The sequence below is a fragment of the Pseudomonas sp. B21-047 genome (assembly GCF_024748775.1).
GTDB lineage: Bacteria > Pseudomonadota > Gammaproteobacteria > Pseudomonadales > Pseudomonadaceae > Aquipseudomonas > Aquipseudomonas capeferrum.
Window position 1 is genome coordinate 4,238,954 of sequence record NZ_CP087169.1, and the last position, 24,564, is coordinate 4,263,517.

Here is a 24,564-nt window from a genome sequence, read left to right on the forward strand (position 1 = left end):
CATTGGTCGGAGGGGTGACAAAAAACTGACCCCTGGCCCTTTATGCTATGCAAAGCAAAACGCATGCCTGCTTTATGCTGGCATTCGCTGCGGAATCGGTTTTATAGGCGAAGGGAATCGAGGCAGGGCTTGGGATGTGTGACAGGGAGGAAATCGAGCGTCGCATGGGCGGCGCTCAACTAATGGGCGACAGAAAAACCGAGGCGAAAACCCCGGCCCAGGCGTCAATCCTCCGCCTGGTCCTCGCCGCCCTGGCGGCTCATGCCGTACTTGCGCATTTTCTCCACCAGCGTGGTACGGCGAATGCGCAAACGTTCAGCCGCGCGCGCAACGATACCGTTGGCGTCGTCCAACGCCTGTTGAATCAGACCCTGCTCCAGGCTACCGAGGTAGTCCTTCAGGTCCAGCCCTTCAGGCGGCAGCATCGCAGGGTTGCTGAAGTTCGGCGCGTGGCCATTGATTGCCACGCGCTCTTCCAGGTCACTGCGCAGGCTGTCGACCATCTGCTCGTCTTCGTCATCGACGTAGCGGAATTTTTTCGGCAGCTCGGACACGCCAATCACCCCGTACGGGTGCATGATCGCCATGCGCTCGACCAGGTTGGCCAACTCGCGCACATTGCCCGGCCAGCCGTGGCGGCACAACGACATGATCGAAGCCGAATTGAAGCGGATCGAGCCGCGCTTTTCGTGCTCCATGCGCGAAATCAGCTCGTTCATCAGCAACGGGATGTCTTCTACCCGCTCACGCAGCGGCGCCATCTCGATAGGGAACACGTTCAACCGGTAGTACAGGTCTTCGCGGAAGGTGCCGTCCTCGATCATGCTCTCGAGGTTCTTGTGCGTCGCAGCGATGATGCGTACGTCGATACTCTGGGTCTTGTTGCTACCCACGCGCTCGAACGTACGCTCCTGCAGCACACGCAGCAGCTTGACTTGCATCGGCAACGGCATGTCGCCAATTTCGTCGAGGAACAGGGTACCGCCGTTGGCCAGTTCGAAACGCCCGGCACGGCTGGTGATCGCCCCGGTAAAGGCGCCCTTCTCGTGGCCGAACAGTTCGCTTTCGAGCAGCTCGGCCGGGATCGCGCCGCAGTTGACCGGCACGAACGGCGCTTCGCGGCGCTTGGAGTGGTAGTGCAGGTTGCGCGCCACCACTTCCTTGCCGGTGCCGGACTCACCCAGAATCAGCACGCTGGCGTCGGTATCGGCCACTTGCTGCATCATCTGCCGCACGTGTTGGATGGCACGGCTGGTGCCGACCAGGCTGCGGAACAGGTTGGGTTCGCGCTGGCGGCCACGCTCGCGGGCCTGGTCGTACATCTCGCGATAGACCTGGGCACGGTGCAGCGAATCCAGCAGCTGGCTGTAGCTTGGTGGCATTTCCAGGTTGGACAGTACCCGGCGACGAAGGTCTTCCGGGAGCTCGGCAGAAGAAATTTCACCTAAAAGCAGAACAGGAAGGAACTCATCCCAACCCGCCACTGTCTTAACGAGCCCTAGGAGATTGCCCGGAGCGTTTACAGCGCCGATGAGCACGCACAGCACTTCACGACTCGAGGACAACGTCTCGACCGCCTGTTGCCAGTCCTGGCTTGAGCAAGCGAGGTTCTCTTCGCCGAGAAAGTTCAGCACCACCGCAAGGTCGCGGCGGCGCGCACTGTCGTCATCGATCAGCAGAATCTTGGTTTCACGCCACATGCAATAGCAACTTCCCTAGTCATATCGGCGCCCTGCAAGGGCATGCTCGACATCATTCCGACTGAATGGTCAGTGTTCGGACGTCTGAAATTCGAAAACAGCCACTAGTAAAGTCAAAAAGGCCCAAACAGTCAAATTTATGGCGCCTTTTATTCAGTTGTGCGCATATTAACTGAACAGATGATAAACCTTCGAAGCATTTTTCGCTTGGTTGATCTGCATCATCTCTTCGGCAATTGCCTGGCGTTCACCGGTTGTCACATCGATCAGGTTGCGGTAGACCCGCAGCACCCCTTCCAGCTTTCCGCGCAGCAACGTCTGGTCCATCGCGTGGGTTTCCAGTACCTCGTCGATGCACGCGCGGCACGCCACATCCAGCTTGGCAATGGCATCCCAGTCACGCTCACCCAAGGCGCCGATCAGGGCATCACAGGTGTCATCGAGGCGTTGCAGTGCGGTCACGGTAATCTCCTTCCGTCAGCTGGCGGGCTGGGCGTCGGCGATGCCGTCCCAACCGCTTTTCACGGTAATCAGCAGCTGGGCAACTTCGTCGATAATGCCGGCATCGTTGTCGACGTTGGCCTGCATCAAGCGGTTGGTCATATAGACGTAAAGGGCGTCGAGCTTTTCGACGTACTCCGGGTTTTCGCTCTTTTCAGGCAACAACCCATCGCGCAGGCCGATGATGATGTCGATCGCCTTGCCGAGCATCAGCCCCTTTTCCGCGATGTCGCCACGGGCCATTGCACCCTTGGCTTGCGCCATGCGATCAAGGCCACCCTCCATCAGCATCTGCACCAGGCGATGCGGCGTGGCTTCGGAAATCTGGGCATGGGAATTGACCTTCTGGTACTGACGAAGGGCTCTCATGGGATTCATCTTGCGACCTCGTGACGGGCAGGCTAAAGGGGGGTGATATTCCCTGTATCGGGCAAAAGGCGGAAAACTTTACCGGCCGATGACATGAAGCCGGGCGTCACGCCCGGGCTTCACGCACCGCCCACTGATCAATCGTCGCTCGATTTGTTCAGTGCGTTGAGGGTACTCAGCACCGAGTTCTGCTGCTGACGCAACTGAGTGACCAGGGTATCCATGTTGTTGTACTTGTCTTGCAGGCTTTTCTGCAGGGCTTCCATACGAGCATCCAGCGAGTCCTGCTCGCTCTTGAGCTTGGTCAGGCTCTCGCTCAGGGTCTTGGAGCGCTCGGCGAGGGAGCCGGTGGCGGCTTTGGCGAATGGCTCGGTGACCTTCTGCAGGCGCGCCAGCAAGCCGTCCTTGCCATTGAAAATACTGGTCAGGTCTGCCGCATTGGTCGAGGCAACCTTGTCCCATTTCTTGTCGTCCAGGCTCAGCGCACCGCCATCCTGGGCCGAGGTGACACCGAAGGCCGCAAGCGATTTCAAGGTGCCATTGCCCGACACCGCATTGAGCTCTTCACGAATGGAGGACATCAACGTGCGCATCGCGGCATCACCGGTCAGCGCGGCAGCGGTCATGGTGCCGTTGGCATTCTTGGTGACCTTGGTTTCTGCGTTCATCACATTGAGCAAGGCGTTGTAGGTATCGATGAAACCCTTGAGGCCCGACTTCAACGTCGCGGAACTGGTACTCAGCGAAAGGATGGTAGCGGTCACTTCGCCACTGGTAGCGTTTTTCGGTGAAGTACCGATCAGCTTGATGTTCAGACCACTGACGGCATCGGTAATGTCATTGGTCTTGGACTTCATGGCAATGCCGTCGAGCGTGTACTCAGCGTCCGCCGGCTCATCGACAACGGTATAGCCCGTATCGATGCCTGAATCGCCCAGCAGCGTAATGTCGGAACCTTCACCCATCTTGGTCGAGGTGATGATCAAACGCGAGCCATTGGCATCCGTCAGCACGTTGGCGCTGAGGCCCGCCACGCCGAACTGGCTGTTGATGTTATCGCGCACCTGCTGCAGTGTTGCGCCGGCTGGAACACTCAGATCGTAGTTCTTGTCATTCTGACGAATGGTCAAGGTGGTCGGGGTGCTACCGGCATTGACTACCGAGCCCGCGCCGTTCGCATAGACCTTGGTCGAGATCTTCGAAGCAGTCGCCAACTTGTCGACAATCAACTTGAACGAACCGTTGGCAGCACCGGTACCCATGGTGACGGTCGCGACCTTCTCATCCGAAGACTTCAGGCTCAAACCGCCGAAGCTGTTGGTGTCGGTCATGTTGGTCAAGGCGCCGCGGAAGGCATCCAGGGCCGACTGAATCTTGCCGATAGAGGACAACGTGGTGGTTGCCTTCAGCGTTTGGGTATTGATCTGCGCCTGCTTCGGCGCCTTCTGCGCGGCTACCAGGGAATCGACAATCGCCTGGGTATCAATGCCCGAGCCAATACCGCTGACTGTTGTACCTGCCATCATTGCTCTCCTTGTTCAGTAGCTGCCGGATCCTTGGCGGATAAATCCATCAAATAGATAACAGCAACAAAAATCATGCCAGCCTATGCCTGATCAGTGAACAGCAGGCTGCCGGCTTCACTGAGGCTTTGTGCAAGCTTCAGCGCTGTTTCCGACGGGAGCTGGCGAATCACTTCACCTGATTGGGTGGCGATCACCTTGACCACAACCTGCCCCGTGGAATCATCAATGGAAAAGTCCAGCTGACGCTGGCTCGACTGGACGAAATCACGAATCTCGCCAACCGCCTTCTCCAGGTCTTCGCGCGAGTGCGGCTGACTGTCGGGGGCAGCAGCAGCCTCCTGCACTTTGGCAGGCACTACCGGGTCCCGGTCAGCGACTGGCGCCTGGGGTAACACAGACGGGTACACCTGGCTCAGCTTGACATTCATGTCCATGTTTCGAACTCCTCATGCCAAAAAGGGTGAAAGGGCACGTAAACGCGCCCTTTCACCCTTTACTCAGGCGCCTGAATTACTGAAGCAGTTTCAGGACCGAAGATGGCAGCTGGTTAGCCTGCGACAGGATCGCAGTCGAAGCCTGCTGCAGGGTCTGCTGTTTGGTCAGCTCGGCAGTTTCCGAAGCGAAGTCCACGTCCTGCACGGTGGAGCGGGCAGCGGTGGAGTTCTTCTGGATGTTCTGCAGGTTATCGACGGTGGTTTGCAGACGGTTCTGGGTAGCACCCAGGCCCGAACGGACGCTGTCGATCGAACCAATGGCCTTGTCGATGACGGCCAGAGCGTTCTGGGCGTTGACGGCGTCGGTAACATCGGTATCAGCGATGGTGGTTTTATCCGAGGACTTGGACGCCGCGCCGAACAGGTCAGTAGCACCCGTACCGGTTGCACCGTCAGCGACCGAGTAACCTTTGGCGGAGTCCAGAGAAATCTGGCCAGTGATAGTCGATTTGTCGTTAAGGGTAGCGGAAAGCGTGGTCAGAGTACCTGGGAAATCACCGCTGCCGTTGCGTGCACCCACCGAGATGGCGTCTGCGCCAGCTTTGGAGGTGAAGGCCAGGTTCTCGCCAGTGTCCGACTTGACCGACAGGCTCTTGGTCGATTCGTCATAGTTGACGCTGATACCCAGCTTGGCGGCGTTGGACTTCAACTGATCAGCCAGGCTTGCGGTGTCCTTAACACCGATGAAGCTGACGGTGCTACCGCCTACAGTCAGGTCGAAGTTGGCTGGAGTAGCTGCAGCGCCACTGGCAACAGCCAGTTTGACTTCGGTGCTGGCAGTAGCAGTCAGGCCACCGATCGAGCCATTGAGTTTGGCAGCGATGTCTTTGGCCGAGGAGCCGGCATCGTAGCTGACGGTTTTGCTCTGACCGTTGCCAGTGACAACCAGATCGGCTGCGGCGACGCCGCTGGCGCTTGGCGAGATAGTGCCCGACTTGATCTGCTGCGAGCCGATGCTCTTGGCGGAAACGTTGTCCAGGGCCAGGTTGATGGTTTCGTTGGCGTTGGCGCCGACCTGGATGGCCTTGGTGCCGTACGAACCGTCCAGCAGCTTCTGGCCACCGAAGGTGGTGGTTTCCGAGATACGGTTCAGCTCAGCGGTCAGGGCCTGGTATTCGTCGTTGTTCGACTTACGGTCGTCAGCGCTCAGGGAGCCAGTAGCCGAGGACAGAGCCAGGGTACGCATTTTTTGCAGGATGTCGGTCGAAGCCTGCATCGCACCTTCAGCGGTCTGGGCGATCGAGATACCGTCGTTGGCGTTCTTCACAGCCTGGCCCAGGCCATTGATCTGGCTGGTCAGACGGTTGGCGATCTGCAGGCCAGCAGCGTCGTCTTTAGCGCTGTTGATACGCAGACCCGAGGACAGACGCTGCATCGAAGTGGTCTGAGCGTTGCTCGCCTTGGTCAGGTTGCCCTGAGTAGTGATCGACGCAATGTTGGTGTTTACAGTTAAAGCCATGACGAAATCCTCGTTGGATGGGTACTGCGGCTTCCGGCCTTGGCAACCGCCGGCTTGGCCTAGAGAACCTTCGTAATAGTTATCGTCGGGTGCGCGGGTTGCTTGAGGGCTTTTTCGAAAAAAAAATACTGGCAAGCGGCCACCCTCGGAAAATCAAGGGCTTAAGGGCATTTTATTGGCGTCAAAAACCTTATGAAATGCCCCAGATAACGGCTTGCAGCACCACCACGAGAGCGGTTTTTCTGCAGGCATAAAAAAAGCGCCAGGCGGTGGCCGCCGGGCGCTTTTTTGGGGTCTGCGAGCAATCAGTCGCGATACAGGATGGCCGAACCCCACGACAAGCCCACACCAAAGCCGCTGATCGCCACACGCTTCCAGCTGCCGTCAAGCATGTGCTTCTGCAACAGCAGCGGCACGCTGGACGACACGGTGTTGCCGGTTTCCAGCATGTCCTTGACGAACTTCTCCGGGTGTTGCTCTTCGAAGCGCCGGGCCACGGCATCGACAATCGCCGCACTGCCCTGGTGAATACAGAAGGCGTCGATATCCGCCGACGTCAGGCCACTGGCATCCAGCAGTTCGTGCAGGTGCGCCGGCACCTTGACCAAGGCAAAGTTGAACACCTGGCGGCCGTTCATGAAGAACTTGCCGTCAGTGACTTTAAGGTGCTCGGCACCGGAGCCGTCAGTACCGAAACGCGCTTGACCCAAGTTCCACACCGCGTTTTCACCCATCCAGGTGGCCGTGGCGGCATCACCGAACAGCATGGTGGTGTTGCGGTCTTCCGGGTCGACGATCTTCGAATACGGGTCGGCGGTGATCAGCAAGCCGCTCTTCAGCCCTGCCGCTTCCATGAAGCCCTTGATAGCGTACAGGCCATACACGTAGCCGGAGCAGCCCAGCGACACGTCGAACGCCGCCACGCGGGTAGACAGGCCAAGTTTGCTCTGGACGATGGCAGCGGTGTGCGGCAGGCCTTCTTCATCACCATTCTGCGTGACCACGATCAGCGCATCGATCGACTGCGGATCAAGGTCAGGGTTGCTGGCGAACAGGGCCTGGGCGGCCTCTACGCACAGGTCGGAGGTTTCCTGCTCTTCGGCCTTGCGCGGCAAGAACGACGCGCCGATCTTGCCGAACATGAACTCTTCGTCCTTGCCGAACTTCGCACCCTGGACATAGTTGTCCAGGCCAGCGGTGGGCACGTAACTCGCGATGCTTTTGATGCCAATCATTCTGGCTTCCCAATGAAAACAGCCAAAGACCACCACTCGATGAATTGAGGGCGCCAAATACCGGAGCGTCACCGCCAAGGGTTGAAAGCAGAGCTCGCCTGCGCACCGGTAACAAAATGCTGCAACAGCTGCTGCATAGAATACAGGGAAGATGAGCGTTTTGACTCATTGGTCACATTGAAATGCTACGAAAGCCGTGCGCCGGGCGTGGAGACTGAGGAATTCGAGGAGTGACCAGGCAGGCACAGATCCCCGTAGGAGCGGCCTTGCGTCGCGAATGGGCTGCGTAGCGGCCCCGGCGATTTTTGCTGCGCCACAGAACCTGGGGCCGCTACGCGCCCCTTTCGCGACGCAAGGCCGCTCCTACAAACCCCGCGGGGCCTGGATGAGGAACACGATCAGCGCCACCCCGGGCAACCCGGCGCCCACCAGCGCTACCCCCTGCCAGCCGAACTCGGCAAACAGCGCACTGGCCATCGCCGAGCCCAACGCCCCGCCCAGAAAGATGCTGGCCATGTACACCGCGTTCATCTGTACCGCGAAGTCCAACAGCATACCTGTCAGCGCCAGGCCGATCACGCTGAGGCCAGGCGAAGTCAGCCCGATCAGCAGCGCCACCGGCGCCAGCATGCTGCGGGACTTTGTTCGCCGTGATTGGCGTGGCGTTGCCCCTGGGCCGCTGAGTGGCCGTTTGTAGGAGCGGCCTTGCGTCGCGAATGGGCTGCGCAGCGGCCCCAGGTTCTGTGGCGCAGCAAAAATCGTCGGGGCCGCTACGCAGCCCTTTCGCGACGCAAGGCCGCTCCTACAAACCCCGCCGGGCCTGGATGAGGAACACGATCAGCGCCACCCCGGGCAACCCGGCGCCCACCAGCGCTACTACCCCCTGCCAGCCGAACTCGGCAAACAGCGCACTGGCCACCGCCGAGCCCAACGCCCCACCCAGAAAGATGCTGGTCATGTACACCGCATTCATCTGTACCGCGAAGTCCAACAGCACGCCTGTCAGCGCCAGTCCGATCACGCTGAAGCCAGGCGAAGTCAGCCCGATCAGCAGCGCCACCGGCGCCAGCATGCTGCGGGACTTTGTTCGCCGTGATTGGCGTGGCGTTGCCCCTGGGCCGCTGAGTGGCCGTTTGTAGGAGCGGCCTTGCGTCGCGAATGGGCTGCGCAGCGGCCCCAGGTTCTGTGGCGCAGCAAAAATCGTCGGGGCCGCTACGCAGCCCTTTCGCGACGCAAGGCCGCTCCTACAAACCCCGCCGGGCCTGGATGAGGAACACGATCAGCGCCACCCCGGGCAACCCGGCGCCCACCAGCGCTATCCCCTGCCAGCCGAACTCGGCAAACAGCGCACTGGCCACCGCCGAGCCCAACGCCCCGCCCAGAAAGATGCTGGTCATGTACACCGCGTTCATCTGTACCGCGAAGTCCAACAGCACGCCTGTCAGCGCCAGGCCGATCACGCTGAGGCCAGGCGAAGTCAGCCCGATCAGCAGCGCCACCGGCGCCAGCATGCTGCGGGACTTTGTTCGCCGTGATTGGCGTGGCGTTGCCCCTGGGCCGCTGAGTGGCCGTTTGTAGGAGCGGCCTTGCGTCGCGAAAGGGCTGCGCAGCGGCCCCAGGTTCTGTGGCGCAGCAAAAATCGTCGGGGCCGCTACGCAGCCCTTTCGCGACGCAAGGCCGCTCCTACAAGGATTGTGCGAGCCTGTAGGGGCAGCAGCGGATCAGAGCTTGTTGAACAGGCTCAACTGGGAAATGCGCGAGAAAGCCAGCTGCGAAGCTTCGAGCATGGCTTGCTGCAAGGTCAGCGTAATCGCAGCCTGCGACATGTCTGTGTTGCCGATGGCGTTCTGGGTGGTCTTGTTGGCCAAGCCCAGGCTGGTGTTCTCCTGGCGCTGGATCTCCAGCGAGTTGCCACGGGCACCGATCGAACCCCGGGTGACATCGACCTGCTCACGGGCGCTGGCCAGGTTGGCGATGGCCGAAGCCGCGGCATCCTTCAGCGAGTTGGCCTGGCCTGTGCCCGTGACCGGCGTATCCAGCGCAGCGCGCAGCTGGCTGAGGGTTTCCAGTACGTTCTGGTTCTGGTGAGTGTTGGCGGTAACGGCAAACTGGTCACCCGCCTCCGGCGAACCGGATACCTGGTAGGTCACACCCGCCACCGTCAAGGCTGGCGCCGTGAACGTACCGGTAGCCACAGGCTTGCTGTCAGCCGTCAATGGCTGCGCGTAGAACTCGTAGCTGCCGGGCCCGGTGAACTTGATCACCGCACCGTTACTGGGGAACGTGCTGCGGTAGGCCGCCTCGTCGCTTACGGTGCTGCTGGTGACCTGGGCGCTGGAAGTGTTGCCGGCGCTGCGGGTGGTGTTGAACGAATCCGGCCGCGCCGCCAGGGAAAACTCGCGCCCCGCCACCGAAGCGTCGGCATCGGCGCCCTCTTCCAGCGTGACCGTGATTTCGAACTCGACGCCACGCAAGGCGATGCGGTTGGCGCCTTCGGTGTTGCTGTCGAAGTGACCGTTGGTGGCGGTTTCAGCGGTGATATCGCGGCCAGTGCTGTCGGTGATCACGTACTGGGTCGCACTGGTGAAGGTCAGCTTGTAGGGCTGGCCTGCAGTGAAGTTGTTGTTATAGCTGCTGCTCGAGGTCATCAAGCCTGGCGACACCCCGACCACGCCATCGTCGGTGGCCGGCACCAAGAGCGTCGACTGGGTGCGGCTCTTGTTGCTGGCCGAGTCGAATACGCTGAAGCCGGTATCGTTGGTCGCCAGGTTCAGGGTGTCGGACACCTGCAGGCTCAGTTGGGTCTGGTCACCGTGGTAGCTGTAGGTGCCGTCGGAGTTGCGCACATAGGGTGGCGAAGTGCTCTTGGAGCCGCCGAACATGTAGTCGCCATTGGCATCGCGCGAGTTCAGCAGGCCGAAGATGTTGGCTTCGATCTCTTTGAGCTCGGTGCTGATGGCCACGCGGTCGGAGTCGGTGACCCCAGGCCCACCCGCACGGATCGCCAGTTCACTGGCGCGCTGCATGGCGTCGTTGACGGTGGAGAGCACGCTCTCCTCCTGCAGCAGGGCATTGCTCACCGTATTGATGTTGCCGCCATACTGGTCCAGCAATGCCTGCTGTTGTTGCAGCAGCAGCAGGCGCGCTGCGCCGACCGGGTCATCGGCCGCCGTCTGGATACGGATACCCGAGGTGACCTGGTCGTTGGTCTTGTTCATGCCAGAGAAATTCTTGGAGTAGCTAGTGGCGCTGGACTCGTAGAACTGAGCAGTGGAAATACGCACGAGAGTCTACTCCTTACAAAGCATTGATCAGGGTGCTGAAGGTTTCTTGCGCCGCCTTGATGATCTGCGACGACGCCGTGTAGTAATGCTGGAACTTCACAAGGCTCGCCGCCTCGTCATCGAGGTTGACCCCGGAAACCGCGCTGCGGCTCTCGCTGGCGGACTTGATGACCGCCTCGGTCGCGGTGGTGTCGATGGCAGCCTGGCTGGCCTTGGCGCCCACGCGCTCGACCAGCGAGGCATAGGCCGAGGTGAAGCTGGTGCCGCCACCAGACCCGGTGTTCACCGTCGACTTGGTCTGCAGGTCGAGCAGCGCCGTGGCATTGCGGTTGTCTGCCTTGCCGTCGGCATTGAACGACAGGGTAAAGCTGTCATTCGCCGCCGGGCTGCCGCCGATCGTGGTTTCGACACTGAAGGTGCGCGGGTTGCCGCTGCCATCGAGGATTGGATTACCCGCCGCATCGAGCATGGGTACGGCCACGGCCAGTTTGTTGTCCTGGCCAGGCACCACGCTGCCGGTGCCGATCTGAGTGCCCTTGGCATCGAACAGCTTGTAGCCCTGGGAGCCACCGTTGGCGGCGTCGAACACCACGCGGACCGGCATCGAGTTGCGAATCGACTGCTGGATCAACGCGGTATCGGCACCGCCGTAGATGTCCAGCGATTCGCCCAGGGTAGGCTGGGTGATGGTGCCGGTGCCGCTGTTGCCGCTACCCGCTGCGGCGCTGACCGGCCCGGCGAACGCCAACTTGTTGGCATCGGTCAGGGCAGTGGTGATGCCGCCTGCCGCCGCACGGGTGGGGATTAACTTGAAGCTGTCGCCTGCCGCCAGGCCACCGCCTTTCAGCGCCAGGCTGAAGCCGTCGATCACCGGTGCCGGGTCGGCATTGAGGTCGAAGCTGCCCATGTCGGTGCCGTCGGAGCGGCGCACGCTGTACTGGTTGGCGCTGGTGAACTTCACCTCGTAGTCGTAGGTGGTCAGCGCGCCACTGTCGGCAATGCTCACATTCAGGTTGCCAGACCCTGCACTGTTGTTCGACGACGCCAGGCTGCGCTGGGCGATGGCGGTAGCGCTGTTGATGCTGGAGAACAGCGAACTGCCGAACTGGCCATTGGCATCCAGGCCCTGGCCCAGCTGGCTGTTGATGCTGTCAGCCACTACCAGGGCGACGCGGCCGAGCTCGTTCATCGACGGCGTCAGCACGTCCTGACGGTAGCGAAGCAGGCCGCCGATCGCGCCACCGCTCACCACCGAGGTCACGTCAGAGCTGAACGACTCATAGTTGATACGCAGGCTGGCCTGGCTCTTGTCGGCAACACCCGGCTGCACCGACAGGGTGTTGGCCTTGTTGCCGGTGACCAGCGACTGGCCGCTGCCCAGGTAGACGTCGTAGTTGCCGTCGCGCTCCTGCACGGTCACGCCGACCAGCTCGTTGAGCTGGCGAACCGCTTCGCTGCGCGCATCCAGCAGGCTGTTGGGGGTATTGCCGGTGGCCGTCGCTGCAGAGATCTGCTTGTTGTACTCGGCGATGTTGGCCGTGAGCTTGTTGACCTGACCCGCCATGGTATCGAGCTGCGAGTTGATCGTTTCGTTCTGCTGGGTGAGCTGGTTGGACACCGCGTTGAAGCGGTTGCTCAAGGTCTGCGCCTGGGTCAGCAGCAACTGCCGCGAAGCAACGTCGCCGGGCTTGGCCGCCGCCGTCTGCAAGGCCGAGAAGAACGCGGTAAGGACCGAACTGATACCGGTGTCGCGGTCAGCCAGCAGCTTGTCGACGCTAGTGATCTGGTCCTGGAACGCGACCGAGTCGGCCTGCAGCGAGGTGGCGGTCTGCAGCTGGTTGTCCAGGTAAGCGCTGTAGATACGGCGCACGTCCGACAGCGTAGTACCGGTACCGAGAAAGCCCGCGCCGATGTTATGCGAGGCCCCTGCGGCCTGGATCGTCTGCTGGCGCGAATAGCCACTGGTGGCGGCGTTGGCGATGTTGTTACTGGTAACCGACAATGCCGCCTGGCTGGCACTCAGGCCACTCAGGCCGATCGAAATCAGGCTCGACATGATTTAGTCCTTTTATAGATTCGTGGTTCTGCCAGCCATGGCGTATTGAGGGGTTGCTTGCATTTGCTGGGCGATGCTGATGATCTTCTTCGCATAGCCCGGGTCAGTCGCATAACCTGCCTTTTGCAGCTCTCTTGCAAACTGCTCAGGGTTATCGGCCGCGTCCAGCGCACCTTGATAGCGGGAATTGCCCTGCAACAGATTCACCAGGTCATGGAAGCTGTCCTGGTAGGAATCGTACGAGCGGAACGCCGCCGTTTCCTTGACGAATTGGCCATCACGGAATTCGCTGGTGATCGCCCTCGCCTGCTCGCCCTGCCAGTTGCCACTGGCCTTGATGCCGAACAGGTTGTGGCTGCTGCTGCCATCGGTGTTGCGCATGACCGACTTGCCCCAGCCCGTTTCCAGCGCCGCCTGGGCCACCAGATAGCGCGGGTCGATACCGATGCGCTTGGCGGCCTGCTCGGCCATCGGCAGCATGGTCGCCACGAACGTGTCGCTGTCGCTGAAGGCTTTGCTCGGCGCCAGCGGCGGCTGGGCCACGGCACGCCCGACAATGCGCAGGCCGTTTTCCGGCACGGCAAAGGCCTTGGCCACTTGCTGGCCGTCACGGGCCGGCACGGCGGCGCCGTTGCTGGTCGCGGCCGACGGCACGATGCCGGCCAGCAGGCGGTCAGTGAGCTTGCTCGGCAGCGCCAGGCGCCGCGCATTGAGGGCTGCGACGTCGTTGCGGGTGGCACCCGACTCGGTGGCATGCACCGGCTCAGCCACCTTGTTGCCCCACAGCGCCGGGCCACTGCCCTCGCCGCGCGCAAACGGGCTGCTGGCGCCTGCCGTGCTCTTGCTCTTGGTCAACTGGCGCACCAGCACGTCCTGCAGGCCGATACCGCCACCCTCGCGGGACATGCTCACCGCCAGCTGCTGGTCATACATGTCGCGGTACTGCTTGACCGTCTCGGTGTTCATCGGGTTGTCGGCGGCCAGCACATCGCTGGCCTTGCGCGAGGCCTTGAGCATTTCGCTGATGAACAGCGATTCGAACTCCTGGGCCACCTTGCGCACGTTGGCTTCGCTGTCGCGGTCGCCGTGCTTGAGCGAGTTGAGGCGGTTGAGGTCGGTGTAGGCGCCGCTGTCGACGCTGCCGGATACCAGGCTTTTGCTGTTCATCCTGCGTCCTCAGATCACGATCAGGTCGGCTTGCAAGGCGCCGGCCTGTTTCAGGGCTTCGAGGATCGCCATCAGGTCGCTGGGCGCCGCGCCAACCTGGTTCACCGCGCGGACGATTTCATCCAGCGTGGTCCCCGGGCCGAACTTGAACATCGGCTTGGCTTCCTGCTCGGCGTTGACCCGCGAGCGTGGCACCACGGCAGTCTGGCCATTGGAGAACGGCCCCGGCTGGCTGACGATCGGGTCTTCGGTAATGGTCACAGTCAGGCTGCCGTGGGTCACCGCGGCTGGCGACACCTTGACGTTCTGGCCAATGACGATGGTGCCGGTACGCGAGTTGATGATGACTTTCGCCACTGCCTGGCCCGGGTCGATCTCGAGGTTTTCCAGGATCGACAGGTAATCCACACGCTGGCTTGGGTCCATCGGCGCACTGACACGTACCGAGCCACCGTCCAAGGCCTGGGCGACGCCCGGGCCGAGCAGTTCGTTGACCTTGTCGACGATGCGCTTGGCGGTGGTGAAGTCTGGGCGGTTGAGGTTCAGGGTCAGGCTGTTGCCCTGGTTGAACCCGCTCGGCACGGCCCGCTCGACGCTGGCGCCGCCCGGGATACGCCCGGCCGACGGAACGTTGACGGTGATCTTCGAGCCATCGCGGCCTTCGGCATCGAAGCCGCCGACCACCAGGTTGCCCTGGGCGATCGCGTAGACGTTGCCGTCGATACCCTTGAGCGGGGTCAGCAGCAGGCTGCCGCCGCGCAGGCTCTTGGAGTTACCGATCGACGAAACGGTGATGTCCACCACCTGGCCGGGTTTGGCGAAGGCGGGCAGGTCGGCATGCACCGACACCGCCGCGACGTTTTTCAACTGCACGTTGCCGGAACCGGCCGGCACCTTGATGCCGAACTGCGACAGCATGTTGTTGAAGGTCTGCAGGGTGAACGGCGTCTGGGTGGTCTGGTCACCCGTGCCGTTGAGCCCCACCACCAGGCCATAGCCGATCAACTGGTTGGAACGCACGCCAGAGATGCTGGCGATGTCCTTCAAGCGCTCGGCCTGGGCCGCGAAGGCACAGGACAGGAGCAGGGTTGCGGCAATCAGCTGCCTCACGTTGAACATGGTCATCCGTACTCAGAAAGGCCAAAGCGGGCTGATGAAGAAGCGGTCCAGCCACCCGGGCTGGCTGGCATCGGCAAACGAGCCAGTCCCCGAATAGGTGATGCGCGCATCGGCCACGCGGGTGGACGGCACGGTATTGTCGGTGGCGATGTCGTCGGCGCGGATCATGCCGGCAATGCGCACCAGCTCTTCGCCGGTGTTCAGGGTCAGCCACTTCTCGCCGCGCACGGCGATGATGCCGTTGGGCAGCACTTCGGCCACGGTCACGGTGATCGAACCGGTCAGGGTGTTGCCCTGGGTGGCCTTGCTGTCGCCCTTGGTGGCACGTTCGCCGCTGTAGCCGGCCTCCAGCGAAAGGTCACCGCCGCCGAACGGGTTATTGGTGTTGGGTGTGCTGCCGAACAACGAGCTGAGGCCGATATCGGCCTTGCTGTTTTTCTGGATCTGCGAACCGGCGTTCTTGCTGGCCGAGGTGCGCTCGTTGAGGGTGATGGTGATGATGTCACCGACCCGGAACGCCTTGCGGTCGCTGTACAGGTTCTGCTCGAAACCGGCCTGGTAGATCGAACCGTTGTTGGCCGCCGACGGCAACGGGGTGCGCGGCAACACCGGCGCATAGTACGGGTCGTTGGGCTTGGGCGTCGGCGCGACGCAACCTGCCAGCAACACCGCCCCCCCCAGGGCGAAGACGGACAACAGACGATTCATGACGCTACCTCACGGTGTAACTGGGCTACGTGGATCAGGTTCAGGGTGTTACAGCTGCTGGGTGACGAACGACAGCATCTGGTCGGCGGTGGAGATGACCTTGGAGTTCATCTCGTAGGCACGCTGGGTGGTGATCATGTTCACCAACTCTTCCACGGTGCTGACGTTGGAGTTTTCCAAGGTCTGCTGCAGGGTGGTGCCGAAGCCGTTCAGGCCTGGGGTACCGACTTGCGGCGCACCGCTGGCGGCGGTTTCCAGGAACAGGTTGTCGCCGATTGCCTGCAGGCCGGTCGGGTTGATGAAGTCAGCGGTCTGGATGTTGCCGATGACCTGGGCCGCCGGGTTGCCGGCAGTGGTGATCGACACGGTGCCATCCTGGCCGACGGTGAAGGTCTGCGCGTCGTTCGGCACGACCACCGCCGGCTCCAGGGCAAAGCCGTTGGCCGTGACGATCTGGCCATCGGAGTTCAGGTGGAAGGTGCCGTCACGGGTGTAGGAAACCGTGCCATCGGGCTGCAGAATCTGGAAAAAGCCACGGCCGTTGACCGCCATGTCCAGCGGGTTTTCGGTGGTCTGCAGGCTGCCGGCGGTGAAGTTCTTCTGGGTGCCGACAATGCGCACACCGGTACCCACTTGCAGGCCCGAAGGCAGCTCGCTGTCCTGGGTCGACTGGGCGCCAGGCTGACGCTTGATCTGGTAGAGCAGGTCCTGGAACTCGGCGCGATCACGTTTGAAGCCGGTGGTCGAGACGTTGGCCAGGTTGTTGGAAATGACCGTCAGGTTGGTGTCCTGGGCGGACAGGCCGGTTTTAGCGACCCAAAGAGCCGGAAGCATGCTGTTCTCCTCGTGCGCCTGTTTTACGGCACCCGTTCAAATGTGATTAGCCGATTTGCAAAACACGCGCCATGGCTTCGTCGCCTTCCTTGGCCGTGTTCATCATCTTGACGTGCAGCTCGAACTGACGGGACAACGCCAGCACCGAGGTCATTTCCTCGACGGCGTTGACGTTGCTGCCTTCCAGGAAGCCCGACACCACGCGCACATTGACGTCGGCGTCGGCCGGTTGGCCATTGCTGGTATGGATCATGCCGTCCAGGCCCTTGGTCAGGCCTTTGGTGTCGGGGTTGACCAGCTTGATACGGTCGACCTCGGCCATTACCCGCGGGTCTTCACCCATGGCGCGGATGCTGATGGTGCCGTCGGCGCCCACTTCAACCTTCTGCTCCGGGGGGATGGCAATCGGGCCACCGTTGCCGATCACCGGCATGCCGTTGCCGGCACGCAGCACGCCCAGGGCATCGATGTTCAGGCTGCCGGTGCGCACGTAGGCTTCGCTGCCGTCCGGGGCCTGCACGGCGATGAAGCCCTTGCCGGTCACGGTGACGTCCAGCTCGCGACCGGTCTCGATCATCGGGCCTTCGCTGAAGTCAGTGGCCGGGCGCTCGGTCATGGCAAAGGCGCGCGCCGGAAAGCTGTCGCCAAACACCGGCATCGAGCGCGCCTGTTCCAGGTCGCGCTGGAAGCCGTTGGTGGAAATGTTCGCCAGGTTGTTGGCATGGGCCTTCTGCGCCAGCGCGTTCTGGCTGGCGCCGGTCATGGCCACGTAAAGCATCTTGTCCACAGCATCTCCTCTGCGCGTACCTGCCGCGCTGTCACTGGCGAGCATCAAGCAATAATCGAACCAGCTTTAAAGCCCCTTGAATTGGGGCTTTCCACGCACCGGTGTCAGGGAAGTGTCAGTTTGTCGGCGTATTCAGGCCAACGGTAGCCGGCTGCCCGTCAATAGTCCCGGCAGCCTGCATTGTTGTAAGGCCCTGAAAAGCGGGCCCAGCCCGACCCTGGGTTGTTCGCCGAGCACATATAGCGCCCGGTGGCAAGACTTTGCCAGAGATAGAAAGGAGCCGGCGCAGCGTAAGCCGCCATAGCAACTCCCAACACAGACACAAGGGCTAGAACCCACAGCTTTTTCATATCGCACTCCTGCCCAGGCCACGGTTTGTGCCAAACCCAACCGCCACCCAACGCTCACCATCAGGTCATCTGGATGATGGTCTGCATGATGGTGCTCTCAGTGGAGATGGTCTTGGCGTTCGCCTGGTAATTGCTCTGCGCTTTGATCAGGTTGACCAACTCGCCGGTCAAGTCAACGTTGGAGTCTTCCAACGCGCCACCGGCGATTTGGCCGAGGGTGCCGGTATCTGGCGCGCCGATGACCGGCACACCCGATGCGTAGGACTCTTTCCAACTGGTGCCGCCGATCGGAGTCAGGCCCTGCAAGTTGGCGAAGTTGGCAATGGCTACTTGGCCGATCACTTTGTTCTGGCCGTTAGTGAAGTTGGCGAACAAGAAGCCACCTTGATCCACGGTCAAGCCGGACAGCTCACCCGTGGCGAAACCGTCTTGTGTCTTGGCAGTGACCGCAGACGCTGCGTTGTACTGGGTAGTGCCGAGCATGTCCAAGTTAACCCCGCCGTCATGCGCGGTAGCACCATTGGCAGCCCAAGCGCCTGCAGCGTTTTTCTGTGCTGGAACCCACCCGTCGAGAGTGAAGGTCTTGTTGGCGGCGATGGTCATGCCGCCCGCCACCGGCCCTGCGGTCATCGCGGCAGTATCCAGGGTGCCGTCGGTCTTGAATGGCAGTTTGTTGACCAGCGCCGTGGTGGACGTCGGGTCAGCCGGATTACGACCATCGACAGTGCTGTACATGGTCCATGAGTTGCTGGCGGCATCTTTGACGAAGTACTGGTTCAGCTGGTGCGCATTGCCCTGACTGTCATAAACATCAGTGTTGAACGTGAAGTTGTAGGTCTTGACATTGGTCGGGTCAAACGGCGTCTCGGTCGGCGCGGCGGCGCTGGAGTTGAGGTTGACGGTTTCGGCAATACGCCCGGTCGGGTTCGGCGTCAGGTTGGAGGTATCGATTTGCAGATCGGTGAGCACGCCCTGGATGACCTTGCCGTTTTCATCCACCGCATAGCCTTGCAGATTGCCGCCCGACGCGCTGACCACATAGCCTTCCTTGTCGCTGTAGAACGCGCCGGCACGGGTATAGATCTTCGAGCCATTGTCACTGAGGGCGAAGAAGCCGTTGCCATCGATGGCCAAGTCCAGCGCTTGGCCAGTGGCATTGATGTTGCCCGGGGTGAATAGCTGCGAAACAGCGGCAGTCTTCACACCGCTGCCGATGGCATTCTTGCCGCTGCTGGTACCGCGGATGGAGTTGGAATACTGATCGGCGAACTCGGCGCGCGACGATTTGAAGCCAGTGGTGGCGACGTTGGCAATGTTGTTGCCGGTAACGTTCAGGGCCTTGTTTGCTGCATAGAGGCCGCTAAGGCCGATATTGAAAGACATGTGCTACTCCTGTCGTTGGGTTAGGCCCTAAATGCCAATGCTTTGAACTTTGGAAAGCGCGATACTGCCCAGCCCGGCGAGGTTGAGCGTCATCTCCGCGCCATTGCTACCCATGGTCACGCTGGTGACCGTGGCCGGCAGGTTGGTCGTCATGGCCGTGGCCTTGCCATCGATGCTGGCAGTGGCCTTGAAGGTGTAAGTGCCCTCCGCCAGTACCTCGCCATCTTCACCCTTGCCATCCCAGGTGAAGTCAGCCTTGCCCGCAGCCTTGGTACCCAGGTCCAGGGTGCGCACCAGCTTGTCGTCCTTGTCGTAGATACCGACGGACGTGGCGGTGCTCGAAGAGGTCAGGTTGACCGAGCCTTTGAGCTCCTTGCTGGTGTCGACCACGGCCTTGTCGGTCTGGACGATCACGTTGCGCCCAACCAGCGACGAGGCCTGCAAGGCCTGGGACGACTGGAACGAACCGGCGATGTAGTTCACCGTTTCGTTGAGCGTCTGCATGCTTTCAAGGCTGCTGAACTGCGCCAGCTGCGCCACGAACTCGCCGTTTTCCTGCGGGTCGAGCGGGTTCTGGTTTTTCATCTGCGTTACCAGCAACTGCAAGAACGCATCCTTGCCCAGCGCACTGCCGGCAGCGCCGGTGCTGCTGTCGGTCTTGCTGGTCTGCTTTTGCAGCGAGGTCAGGTACGCGCTGCCGACGTCACTGGTGGAATTGGTCGTGGTCATGTCGGCTTCCTATCACTGACCCAAGGTCAAGACTTTCTGCATCATGCTTTTGGCGGTGTTCATCAGCTCGGCGTTGGTCTGGAACGCACGGCTGGCAGAGATCATGTCAGCCATCTCCTCGACCACGTTGACGTTCGGGTAGTAGACGTAGCCGTCCTTGTTCGCCGCCGGATGGTTGGGCTCGTAGCGCGCTTCCAGGTTGCTCTGGTCTTCGACGATACCTTTGACCTGCACGCCCTGCCCGGCTTCGCCCTGGTCCTCGAACAGCGACTGGCTGGTACCGCCTTGCGCGTCCTGGAAGGTGGTGGCGAATACCGGATGGCGTGCGCGGTAGGTCTGGTCGATGCTCGACGACACGGTCTCGGCGTTGGCGATGTTCGAGGCCACGGTGTTGAGGCGAGTGTTTTGCGCGCTCATGCCGCTGCCGGCAATGTTGAAGACACTGGATAGGGACATGGTTACTCTCCGCGCAGGGCCGAAACCAGCCCTTTGAATTTACTGTTGAGCAAGGTGAAGCTGGCCTGGAAACCGATGGCGTTTTCCGTGTAGTTCGATTGCTCGATCTGGGCGTCCACGGTGTTCTGGTCGATCGACGGCTGCAGCGGCGTGCGGTACTTGAGCGCCTCGTCGCTCAGGGCCAGGCCATCGGCCTCGATGTGCCGGCTGTTGGTCCGATCCAGAGCGAAGCGGCCGCTTTGCTGTTTTTCACTTTCGGCGGCGAGCACCGAGGAGAAGTCCATGTCACGCGCCTTGTAGTTGGGCGTGTCGGCGTTGGCGATGTTGTTGGCCAGCACTTCGGCGCGCTGGGCGCGGAAGTCCAGGGCCTTTTCGTGAATGCCAAGCGCCTTGTCGAAGCTGATGCTCATGTCGGGGAAACCTTCGAAGGTTGACCGGAGTGTCGTTGAGCAAGGCATAGCAAGGGCTGTGCCAACCAGCGGAAAGGCCCGGAAATACGGGCTAGCAAGACGGAGTGCTGTCAGGGTGATGCCAGAAAAGCGGCAAAGGTCTTCCGCTTGAAGGGGCGCAAGCGGCAATTGCCGGTCGGCATAGGCGGCAAAACAAAAAATTGACGTGTTTGGCGATAGCGGTGTGGCGCCTATGAGATCGAGCGCCGCCCGCGCGGCGCTCGATCTCGTAGGCGCCACAACCCTCAAGGCAAACCCTACTTGGCCTGGTAGATAATCCCCGGGCTGCACTGCACCATCTGGTAATGGTCCGGCAACCCGTTCAGCGCCTCGGAGGCGCCAAGGAACAGGTACCCGCCCGGCTTGAGCGTGCTGTGGATACGCAGCAGGATGTCTTTCTTCACCTGGGCCGAAAAGTAGATCAACACGTTGCGACAGAACACGATGTCGAACTTGCCCAAGCTCGCGTAACTGTCGAGCAGGTTGAACGAGCGGAACTCGACGCGGCTGCGAATGGCCGGCTTGATCGCGTAACGCCCCGCCCCCTTGGGGTCGAAGTAGCGCTGCAGGCGCTCCTGCGATAGGCCGCGGGCAATCGCCAGGCTGTCGTATTCGCCGGTCTTGCAGTTGGTCAGCATGGTCCCGGACAGGTCGGTCGCGACAATCTGCGCGCCCATCTTCAACTGGCCCAGGTTGCTGCGCTCGAACTCATCGATAGCCATCGAGATCGAGTACGGCTCCTGCCCCGACGAGCAGGCCGCCGACCACATGCGCAGGCGCTGGCCCGGGTTGTTCTTGATGAACTCGGGGATGACCTTGTTCTTCAGCACCTCGAACGGGTAGGTATCACGGAACCACAGGGTCTCGTTGGTCGTCATCGCGTCGACCACCTGTTCGCGCAAACCGCTGCGCGGCTGGGTCTGGATGCGCTGCACCAGCTCGCCCAGGCTCTTGATACCTTGTTGCTCCATCAGCTTGTTGAGACGGCTGGAGACCAGGTACTGCTTATTCTCGCCCAGCAGGATGCCACAGGCTTTCTCCAGGAAGACCCGGAACTGTTCGAAATCCAAATTACCCGTAGACACTACTGCCGCCTCTTTTCAATCGCTGGTGCCGGGAGCGTGCTCCCGGCTGCTTCAATGTGTTGCCTTGATCCGGTCGACCACGCGCTGCGCCAGGTCGTCCGGTTTGAACTTGGCCAGGAAATCATCGGCGCCGACTTTCTTGACCATCGCCTGGTTGAATACCCCGGACAGCGAAGTATGCAGGACGATGTGCAATTTTTGCATGCGCGGATCGCTGCGGATCTCCGCGGTCAGCGTGTAACCGTCCATTTCTGGCATTTCAATGTCCGAGATCATCATCAGGAACTCTTCTTCCGGCCTTTTGCCCTCCTCCACCAATTGCCGGAGGTAGTTGAGCGCCTGGCGGCCATCGTTGAGCGCCACCACTTCGACGCCGACGGTTTGCAGGCAGCGGCTGACCTGCTTGCGCGCCACCGATGAATCGTCGACGGTCAACACCCGCAGCAACACGGCCTTGTCCTGCACCTCGGCATCGACCACACCGGCAGACACCTGCTCGGACGACGGCGCCACTTCGGCCAGCACCTTTTCCACGTCGATGATCTCGACCATGCGGTTATCCACCCGGGTGACCGCAGTCAAGTAGTGGTCACGGCCGGTGCCCTTGGGTGGCGGATGGATTTCTTCCCAGTTCATGTTGACGATGCGCTCGACCGAGTGCACCAGAAAGCCCTGGGTCTTGGTGTTGTACTCGGTGATGATCACAAAACTGTTGCGCGTGTCCTCCTGCAGTGGCGCCAACCCAGTAGCCATCGACAGGTCGAGGATCGGGATGGTCGCCCCGCGAATGTTGGCCACGCCGCGCACCACCGGGTGGGACTTGGGCAGCACGGTCAGCGCAGGGCACTGCAGCACCTCCCTGACCTTGAACACGTTGATGCCGTAGAGCTGGCCGCCATTGAGGCGAAACAGCAACAATTCCAGGCGATTCTGCCCCACCAGCTGTGTGCGCTGGTTGACCGAATCCATAACACCCGCCATGCCAGACTCCTTTACGTTTCAGCCTTTCGTTGCAAATCAGGTACCGAGTCGGCACGGGCTTTGCTTTTTTGAGCGCCATGTACACGAAAACGACATTTTTCCGACGATTGACGCACCTGCTGACTGGCTCGCTGGCCACGCTGTGCCTGCTGGTGCCCGGCGTTCGCACGCTGGCGGACGCGTTTACCTTGCCTGAACAGCTTATCGGTGTCACCCAAGGGTTTCTTGAATTCACCGTAGAAGATTATCTGGCCACCACCCAAACCGTCGGCCGTTACGAGATCCAGGTCAGCACCCTCGACCCGCGCTTGCGCATGCCATTGTGCAGCCAGCCACTGGACGCTTCGCTGGAAAGCCCCGCGCAGCCACTGGGACGGGTCACGGTGCGGGTGCGTTGCGACAGTGCGGCACCGTGGACCGTGTTTGTGCCGGCAACGGTGCGGCTGTTTCGCGATGTGGTGGTGGTCACCCGCCCGCTCAAGCGTGACAACGTGGTCGGCGAAGGTGACGTGGCCCTGCGCGAGCGTGATGTCGGCACCCTCGGCCAGGGCTTTCTCAGCGAGCTGGACCAGGCGGTGGGCATGAAGATGCTGCGCCCTACGGTCATCGACCAGGTGCTCACCCCGCAGCACCTTGAGCAAGCCGAAGTGGTGCGCAAGGGCGACCACGTGGTGATCATCGCCCGCAGCGGCAGCCTGAGCGTGCGCATGCCAGGCGAAGCGCTGAGCAAGGGTGGCCTGAGTGAACAGATCCGGGTGCGCAACCTCAATTCCAAACGGGTGATCAAGGCCCGGGTGACCGGCCCCGGCCAGGTCGAGGTGACGATGTAGCAGGATTGCGCTGGCAGTGTGGAACCGCTTTTCCTAAACTGTGTCAGAACACGGGTTCGCGAGCTTGCTGACAGGCGGCTATGCATTTGTGCCTAAAGTTTCTTTCGGGTTGGCCGAAAACAAGGCAAGCGTCCAAATACCCAGGGGTTTCTGATCATGGTCATCGACTTCAGTCGTTTGAATAACTCTCCGTCCGTCACGGGCGGCGTTCGCGGCAATGCCGCGCCCGGCACTGCCGAAAAGCCCGGCGCGAGCCAGGAAGCGCCTAAAAGCACCAGCGCCAGCGGAGAAGCCGTACACCTCAGCCAAGAGGCACAGCAGTTGCAAAAGATCAGCGACACGCTGCGCGAACAGCCCGTGATCAACAGTGCCCGCGTGGCCGAGTTGAAACAGGCGATCGCCGATGGCAGCTACCAGGTCGATGCCGGCCGGGTCGCCAGCAAACTGCTCGATTTCGAAGCCCAGCGCTGACCGTTCGGCGCGCTGACTTCACGGACGCTTAACAAAGCCAAGAGTTAGCCATGCACGACACCACCTTGCTGCAACTGATCGAAGATGACATCGCCCCGATGCAGGAACTGCTCGACCTCCTTCATAAAGAAGCGGTCGCCCTGCATGGCCGCGAGATGGCACTGCTGGAACAGATCCTGGCCCGCAAGCAGTCATTGATCATCTTGCTCGAGCAGCATGGGCAGCGGCGCAGCCAGTTGCTCACCGGCCTCGGCCTTAGCGCCGACCGCGCCGGTGTGCAGGCAGTGGCAGCGCAGTCGCAGCATGGCGAAACAATGCTGCAACGGCTCGATATGCTCTCGCAACTGATGGACACCTGCCAGCAGATCAACGAGACCAACGGGCGCATCATCCAAGTGCAGCAACACGTCACCAACAACCAGATCAGAATCCTCATGGGTGGCGATTCTCCGTCGCTCTACGACAGCCGTGGCGGCACCTCGCTGCTGGCCAAGCCGCGCGCCCTCAGCCAAGTGTGATACTTCTATCAAGGCACGGAACATACTGGCAAAATGCCGTTACTTGCGTGTGTCGTTTTTGCCTGGAGATTGA

The 24,564-nt window shown here is 61.3% G+C and carries 24 protein-coding genes and 3 pseudogenes; 3 read left to right on the top strand and 24 right to left on the bottom strand.

Translation table 11 applies throughout. The annotated features are described in order from the left end of the window. Nucleotides 1-224: 224 nt before the first annotated feature. The 24 genes and pseudogenes from fleQ to LOY26_RS19330 all read right to left on the bottom strand — a co-directional run bounded on the left by fleQ (nucleotide 225) and on the right by LOY26_RS19330 (nucleotide 22,672). Nucleotides 225-1,700 carry a transcriptional regulator FleQ gene (gene fleQ, locus LOY26_RS19215; protein ID WP_033699493.1) on the bottom strand — a complete coding sequence of 492 codons (1,476 nt, stop codon included), beginning with the start codon at nucleotides 1,698-1,700 and terminating at the stop codon, nucleotides 225-227. A gap of 168 nt (nucleotides 1,701-1,868) precedes the next feature. Further along, nucleotides 1,869-2,162 carry a flagellar protein FliT gene (locus tag LOY26_RS19220; protein ID WP_186656277.1) on the bottom strand — a complete coding sequence of 98 codons (294 nt, stop codon included), beginning with the start codon at nucleotides 2,160-2,162 and terminating at the stop codon, nucleotides 1,869-1,871. A gap of 15 nt (nucleotides 2,163-2,177) precedes the next feature. After that, nucleotides 2,178-2,579, bottom strand: a complete 402-nt coding sequence (fliS, locus tag LOY26_RS19225) for a flagellar export chaperone FliS (RefSeq protein WP_033699497.1) — start codon at nucleotides 2,577-2,579, stop codon at nucleotides 2,178-2,180. A 128-nt stretch (nucleotides 2,580-2,707) separates the two neighbouring features. Continuing rightward, nucleotides 2,708-4,093 (bottom strand): flagellar filament capping protein FliD, encoded by a 1,386-nt coding sequence (gene fliD, locus LOY26_RS19230; protein WP_186656274.1) that lies wholly within the window; start codon nucleotides 4,091-4,093, stop codon nucleotides 2,708-2,710. A gap of 83 nt (nucleotides 4,094-4,176) precedes the next feature. Then, the gene (locus LOY26_RS19235; protein WP_033699500.1) at nucleotides 4,177-4,530 is read right to left on the bottom strand and encodes a flagellar protein FlaG; all 354 of its coding nucleotides are present in this window, start codon (nucleotides 4,528-4,530) and stop codon (nucleotides 4,177-4,179) included. Between the two features lie 76 nt (nucleotides 4,531-4,606). Next, the gene (locus tag LOY26_RS19240; protein ID WP_033699502.1) at nucleotides 4,607-6,049 is read right to left on the bottom strand and encodes a flagellin; all 1,443 of its coding nucleotides are present in this window, start codon (nucleotides 6,047-6,049) and stop codon (nucleotides 4,607-4,609) included. 305 nt (nucleotides 6,050-6,354) lie between these two features. Further along, entirely contained in the window at nucleotides 6,355-7,284 is a 930-nt protein-coding gene (locus LOY26_RS19245) for a ketoacyl-ACP synthase III (RefSeq protein ID WP_258714000.1), read from the bottom strand. Between the two features lie 363 nt (nucleotides 7,285-7,647). Beyond that, nucleotides 7,648-7,914, bottom strand: a pseudogene (locus tag LOY26_RS19250) (MFS transporter); the annotation flags it as partial. Nucleotides 7,915-8,086: 172 nt separating this feature from the next. After that, nucleotides 8,087-8,356 (bottom strand): annotated as a pseudogene (locus tag LOY26_RS19255) (MFS transporter); the annotation flags it as partial. 172 nt (nucleotides 8,357-8,528) lie between these two features. Beyond that, nucleotides 8,529-8,795: pseudogene (locus LOY26_RS19260) on the bottom strand (MFS transporter); the annotation flags it as partial. Between the two features lie 210 nt (nucleotides 8,796-9,005). Further along, nucleotides 9,006-10,568, bottom strand: coding sequence for a flagellar hook-associated protein 3 (locus LOY26_RS19265; protein WP_033699504.1), 1,563 nt, complete (start codon nucleotides 10,566-10,568; stop codon nucleotides 9,006-9,008). A 13-nt stretch (nucleotides 10,569-10,581) separates the two neighbouring features. Beyond that, nucleotides 10,582-12,624 (bottom strand): flagellar hook-associated protein FlgK, encoded by a 2,043-nt coding sequence (gene flgK / locus LOY26_RS19270; RefSeq protein WP_258714001.1) that lies wholly within the window; start codon nucleotides 12,622-12,624, stop codon nucleotides 10,582-10,584. A gap of 12 nt (nucleotides 12,625-12,636) precedes the next feature. Continuing rightward, on the bottom strand, nucleotides 12,637-13,791 hold the full coding sequence (gene flgJ, locus LOY26_RS19275; protein ID WP_258714002.1) for a flagellar assembly peptidoglycan hydrolase FlgJ: 1,155 nt from the start codon (nucleotides 13,789-13,791) through the stop codon (nucleotides 12,637-12,639). Between the two features lie 9 nt (nucleotides 13,792-13,800). Beyond that, a complete protein-coding gene (locus tag LOY26_RS19280; protein WP_033700185.1) occupies nucleotides 13,801-14,910 on the bottom strand; it encodes a flagellar basal body P-ring protein FlgI in 1,110 nt (369 codons plus the stop codon). Nucleotides 14,911-14,922: 12 nt separating this feature from the next. Beyond that, on the bottom strand, nucleotides 14,923-15,618 hold the full coding sequence (gene flgH, locus LOY26_RS19285) for a flagellar basal body L-ring protein FlgH (protein ID WP_033699509.1): 696 nt from the start codon (nucleotides 15,616-15,618) through the stop codon (nucleotides 14,923-14,925). A 48-nt stretch (nucleotides 15,619-15,666) separates the two neighbouring features. Then, a complete protein-coding gene (flgG, locus tag LOY26_RS19290; protein WP_033699511.1) occupies nucleotides 15,667-16,452 on the bottom strand; it encodes a flagellar basal-body rod protein FlgG in 786 nt (261 codons plus the stop codon). A 46-nt stretch (nucleotides 16,453-16,498) separates the two neighbouring features. Beyond that, entirely contained in the window at nucleotides 16,499-17,239 is a 741-nt protein-coding gene (locus tag LOY26_RS19295; protein ID WP_033699512.1) for a flagellar basal body rod protein FlgF, read from the bottom strand. Nucleotides 17,240-17,397: 158 nt separating this feature from the next. Further along, nucleotides 17,398-17,589 carry a hypothetical protein gene (locus LOY26_RS19300; protein ID WP_077068494.1) on the bottom strand — a complete coding sequence of 64 codons (192 nt, stop codon included), beginning with the start codon at nucleotides 17,587-17,589 and terminating at the stop codon, nucleotides 17,398-17,400. 60 nt (nucleotides 17,590-17,649) lie between these two features. Beyond that, the gene (gene flgE, locus LOY26_RS19305; protein WP_033699514.1) at nucleotides 17,650-18,972 is read right to left on the bottom strand and encodes a flagellar hook protein FlgE; all 1,323 of its coding nucleotides are present in this window, start codon (nucleotides 18,970-18,972) and stop codon (nucleotides 17,650-17,652) included. Nucleotides 18,973-18,999: 27 nt separating this feature from the next. Beyond that, nucleotides 19,000-19,701 carry a flagellar hook assembly protein FlgD gene (gene flgD, locus LOY26_RS19310; RefSeq protein WP_095063736.1) on the bottom strand — a complete coding sequence of 234 codons (702 nt, stop codon included), beginning with the start codon at nucleotides 19,699-19,701 and terminating at the stop codon, nucleotides 19,000-19,002. Between the two features lie 12 nt (nucleotides 19,702-19,713). After that, complete coding sequence (gene flgC, locus LOY26_RS19315) at nucleotides 19,714-20,157, bottom strand: flagellar basal body rod protein FlgC (RefSeq protein WP_033699519.1); 444 nt, start codon at nucleotides 20,155-20,157, stop codon at nucleotides 19,714-19,716. A 2-nt stretch (nucleotides 20,158-20,159) separates the two neighbouring features. Further along, nucleotides 20,160-20,567 carry a flagellar basal body rod protein FlgB gene (gene flgB, locus LOY26_RS19320; protein ID WP_033699522.1) on the bottom strand — a complete coding sequence of 136 codons (408 nt, stop codon included), beginning with the start codon at nucleotides 20,565-20,567 and terminating at the stop codon, nucleotides 20,160-20,162. Nucleotides 20,568-20,863: 296 nt separating this feature from the next. Then, the gene (gene cheR / locus LOY26_RS19325; protein ID WP_047583440.1) at nucleotides 20,864-21,691 is read right to left on the bottom strand and encodes a protein-glutamate O-methyltransferase CheR; all 828 of its coding nucleotides are present in this window, start codon (nucleotides 21,689-21,691) and stop codon (nucleotides 20,864-20,866) included. A 51-nt stretch (nucleotides 21,692-21,742) separates the two neighbouring features. Beyond that, complete coding sequence (locus LOY26_RS19330) at nucleotides 21,743-22,672, bottom strand: chemotaxis protein CheV (RefSeq protein WP_033699526.1); 930 nt, start codon at nucleotides 22,670-22,672, stop codon at nucleotides 21,743-21,745. Between the two features lie 77 nt (nucleotides 22,673-22,749). Here LOY26_RS19330 and flgA point away from each other — a divergent pair, with 77 nt between their 5' ends. From flgA to LOY26_RS19345, 3 genes are all read left to right on the top strand, one after another. Further along, nucleotides 22,750-23,502, top strand: a complete 753-nt coding sequence (gene flgA, locus LOY26_RS19335; RefSeq protein WP_156310990.1) for a flagellar basal body P-ring formation chaperone FlgA — start codon at nucleotides 22,750-22,752, stop codon at nucleotides 23,500-23,502. Nucleotides 23,503-23,658: 156 nt separating this feature from the next. After that, on the top strand, nucleotides 23,659-23,973 hold the full coding sequence (flgM, locus tag LOY26_RS19340) for a flagellar biosynthesis anti-sigma factor FlgM (RefSeq protein WP_258714003.1): 315 nt from the start codon (nucleotides 23,659-23,661) through the stop codon (nucleotides 23,971-23,973). Between the two features lie 50 nt (nucleotides 23,974-24,023). Further along, the gene (locus LOY26_RS19345; RefSeq protein WP_033699531.1) at nucleotides 24,024-24,491 is read left to right on the top strand and encodes a flagella synthesis protein FlgN; all 468 of its coding nucleotides are present in this window, start codon (nucleotides 24,024-24,026) and stop codon (nucleotides 24,489-24,491) included. Nucleotides 24,492-24,564: the final 73 nt, after the last annotated feature.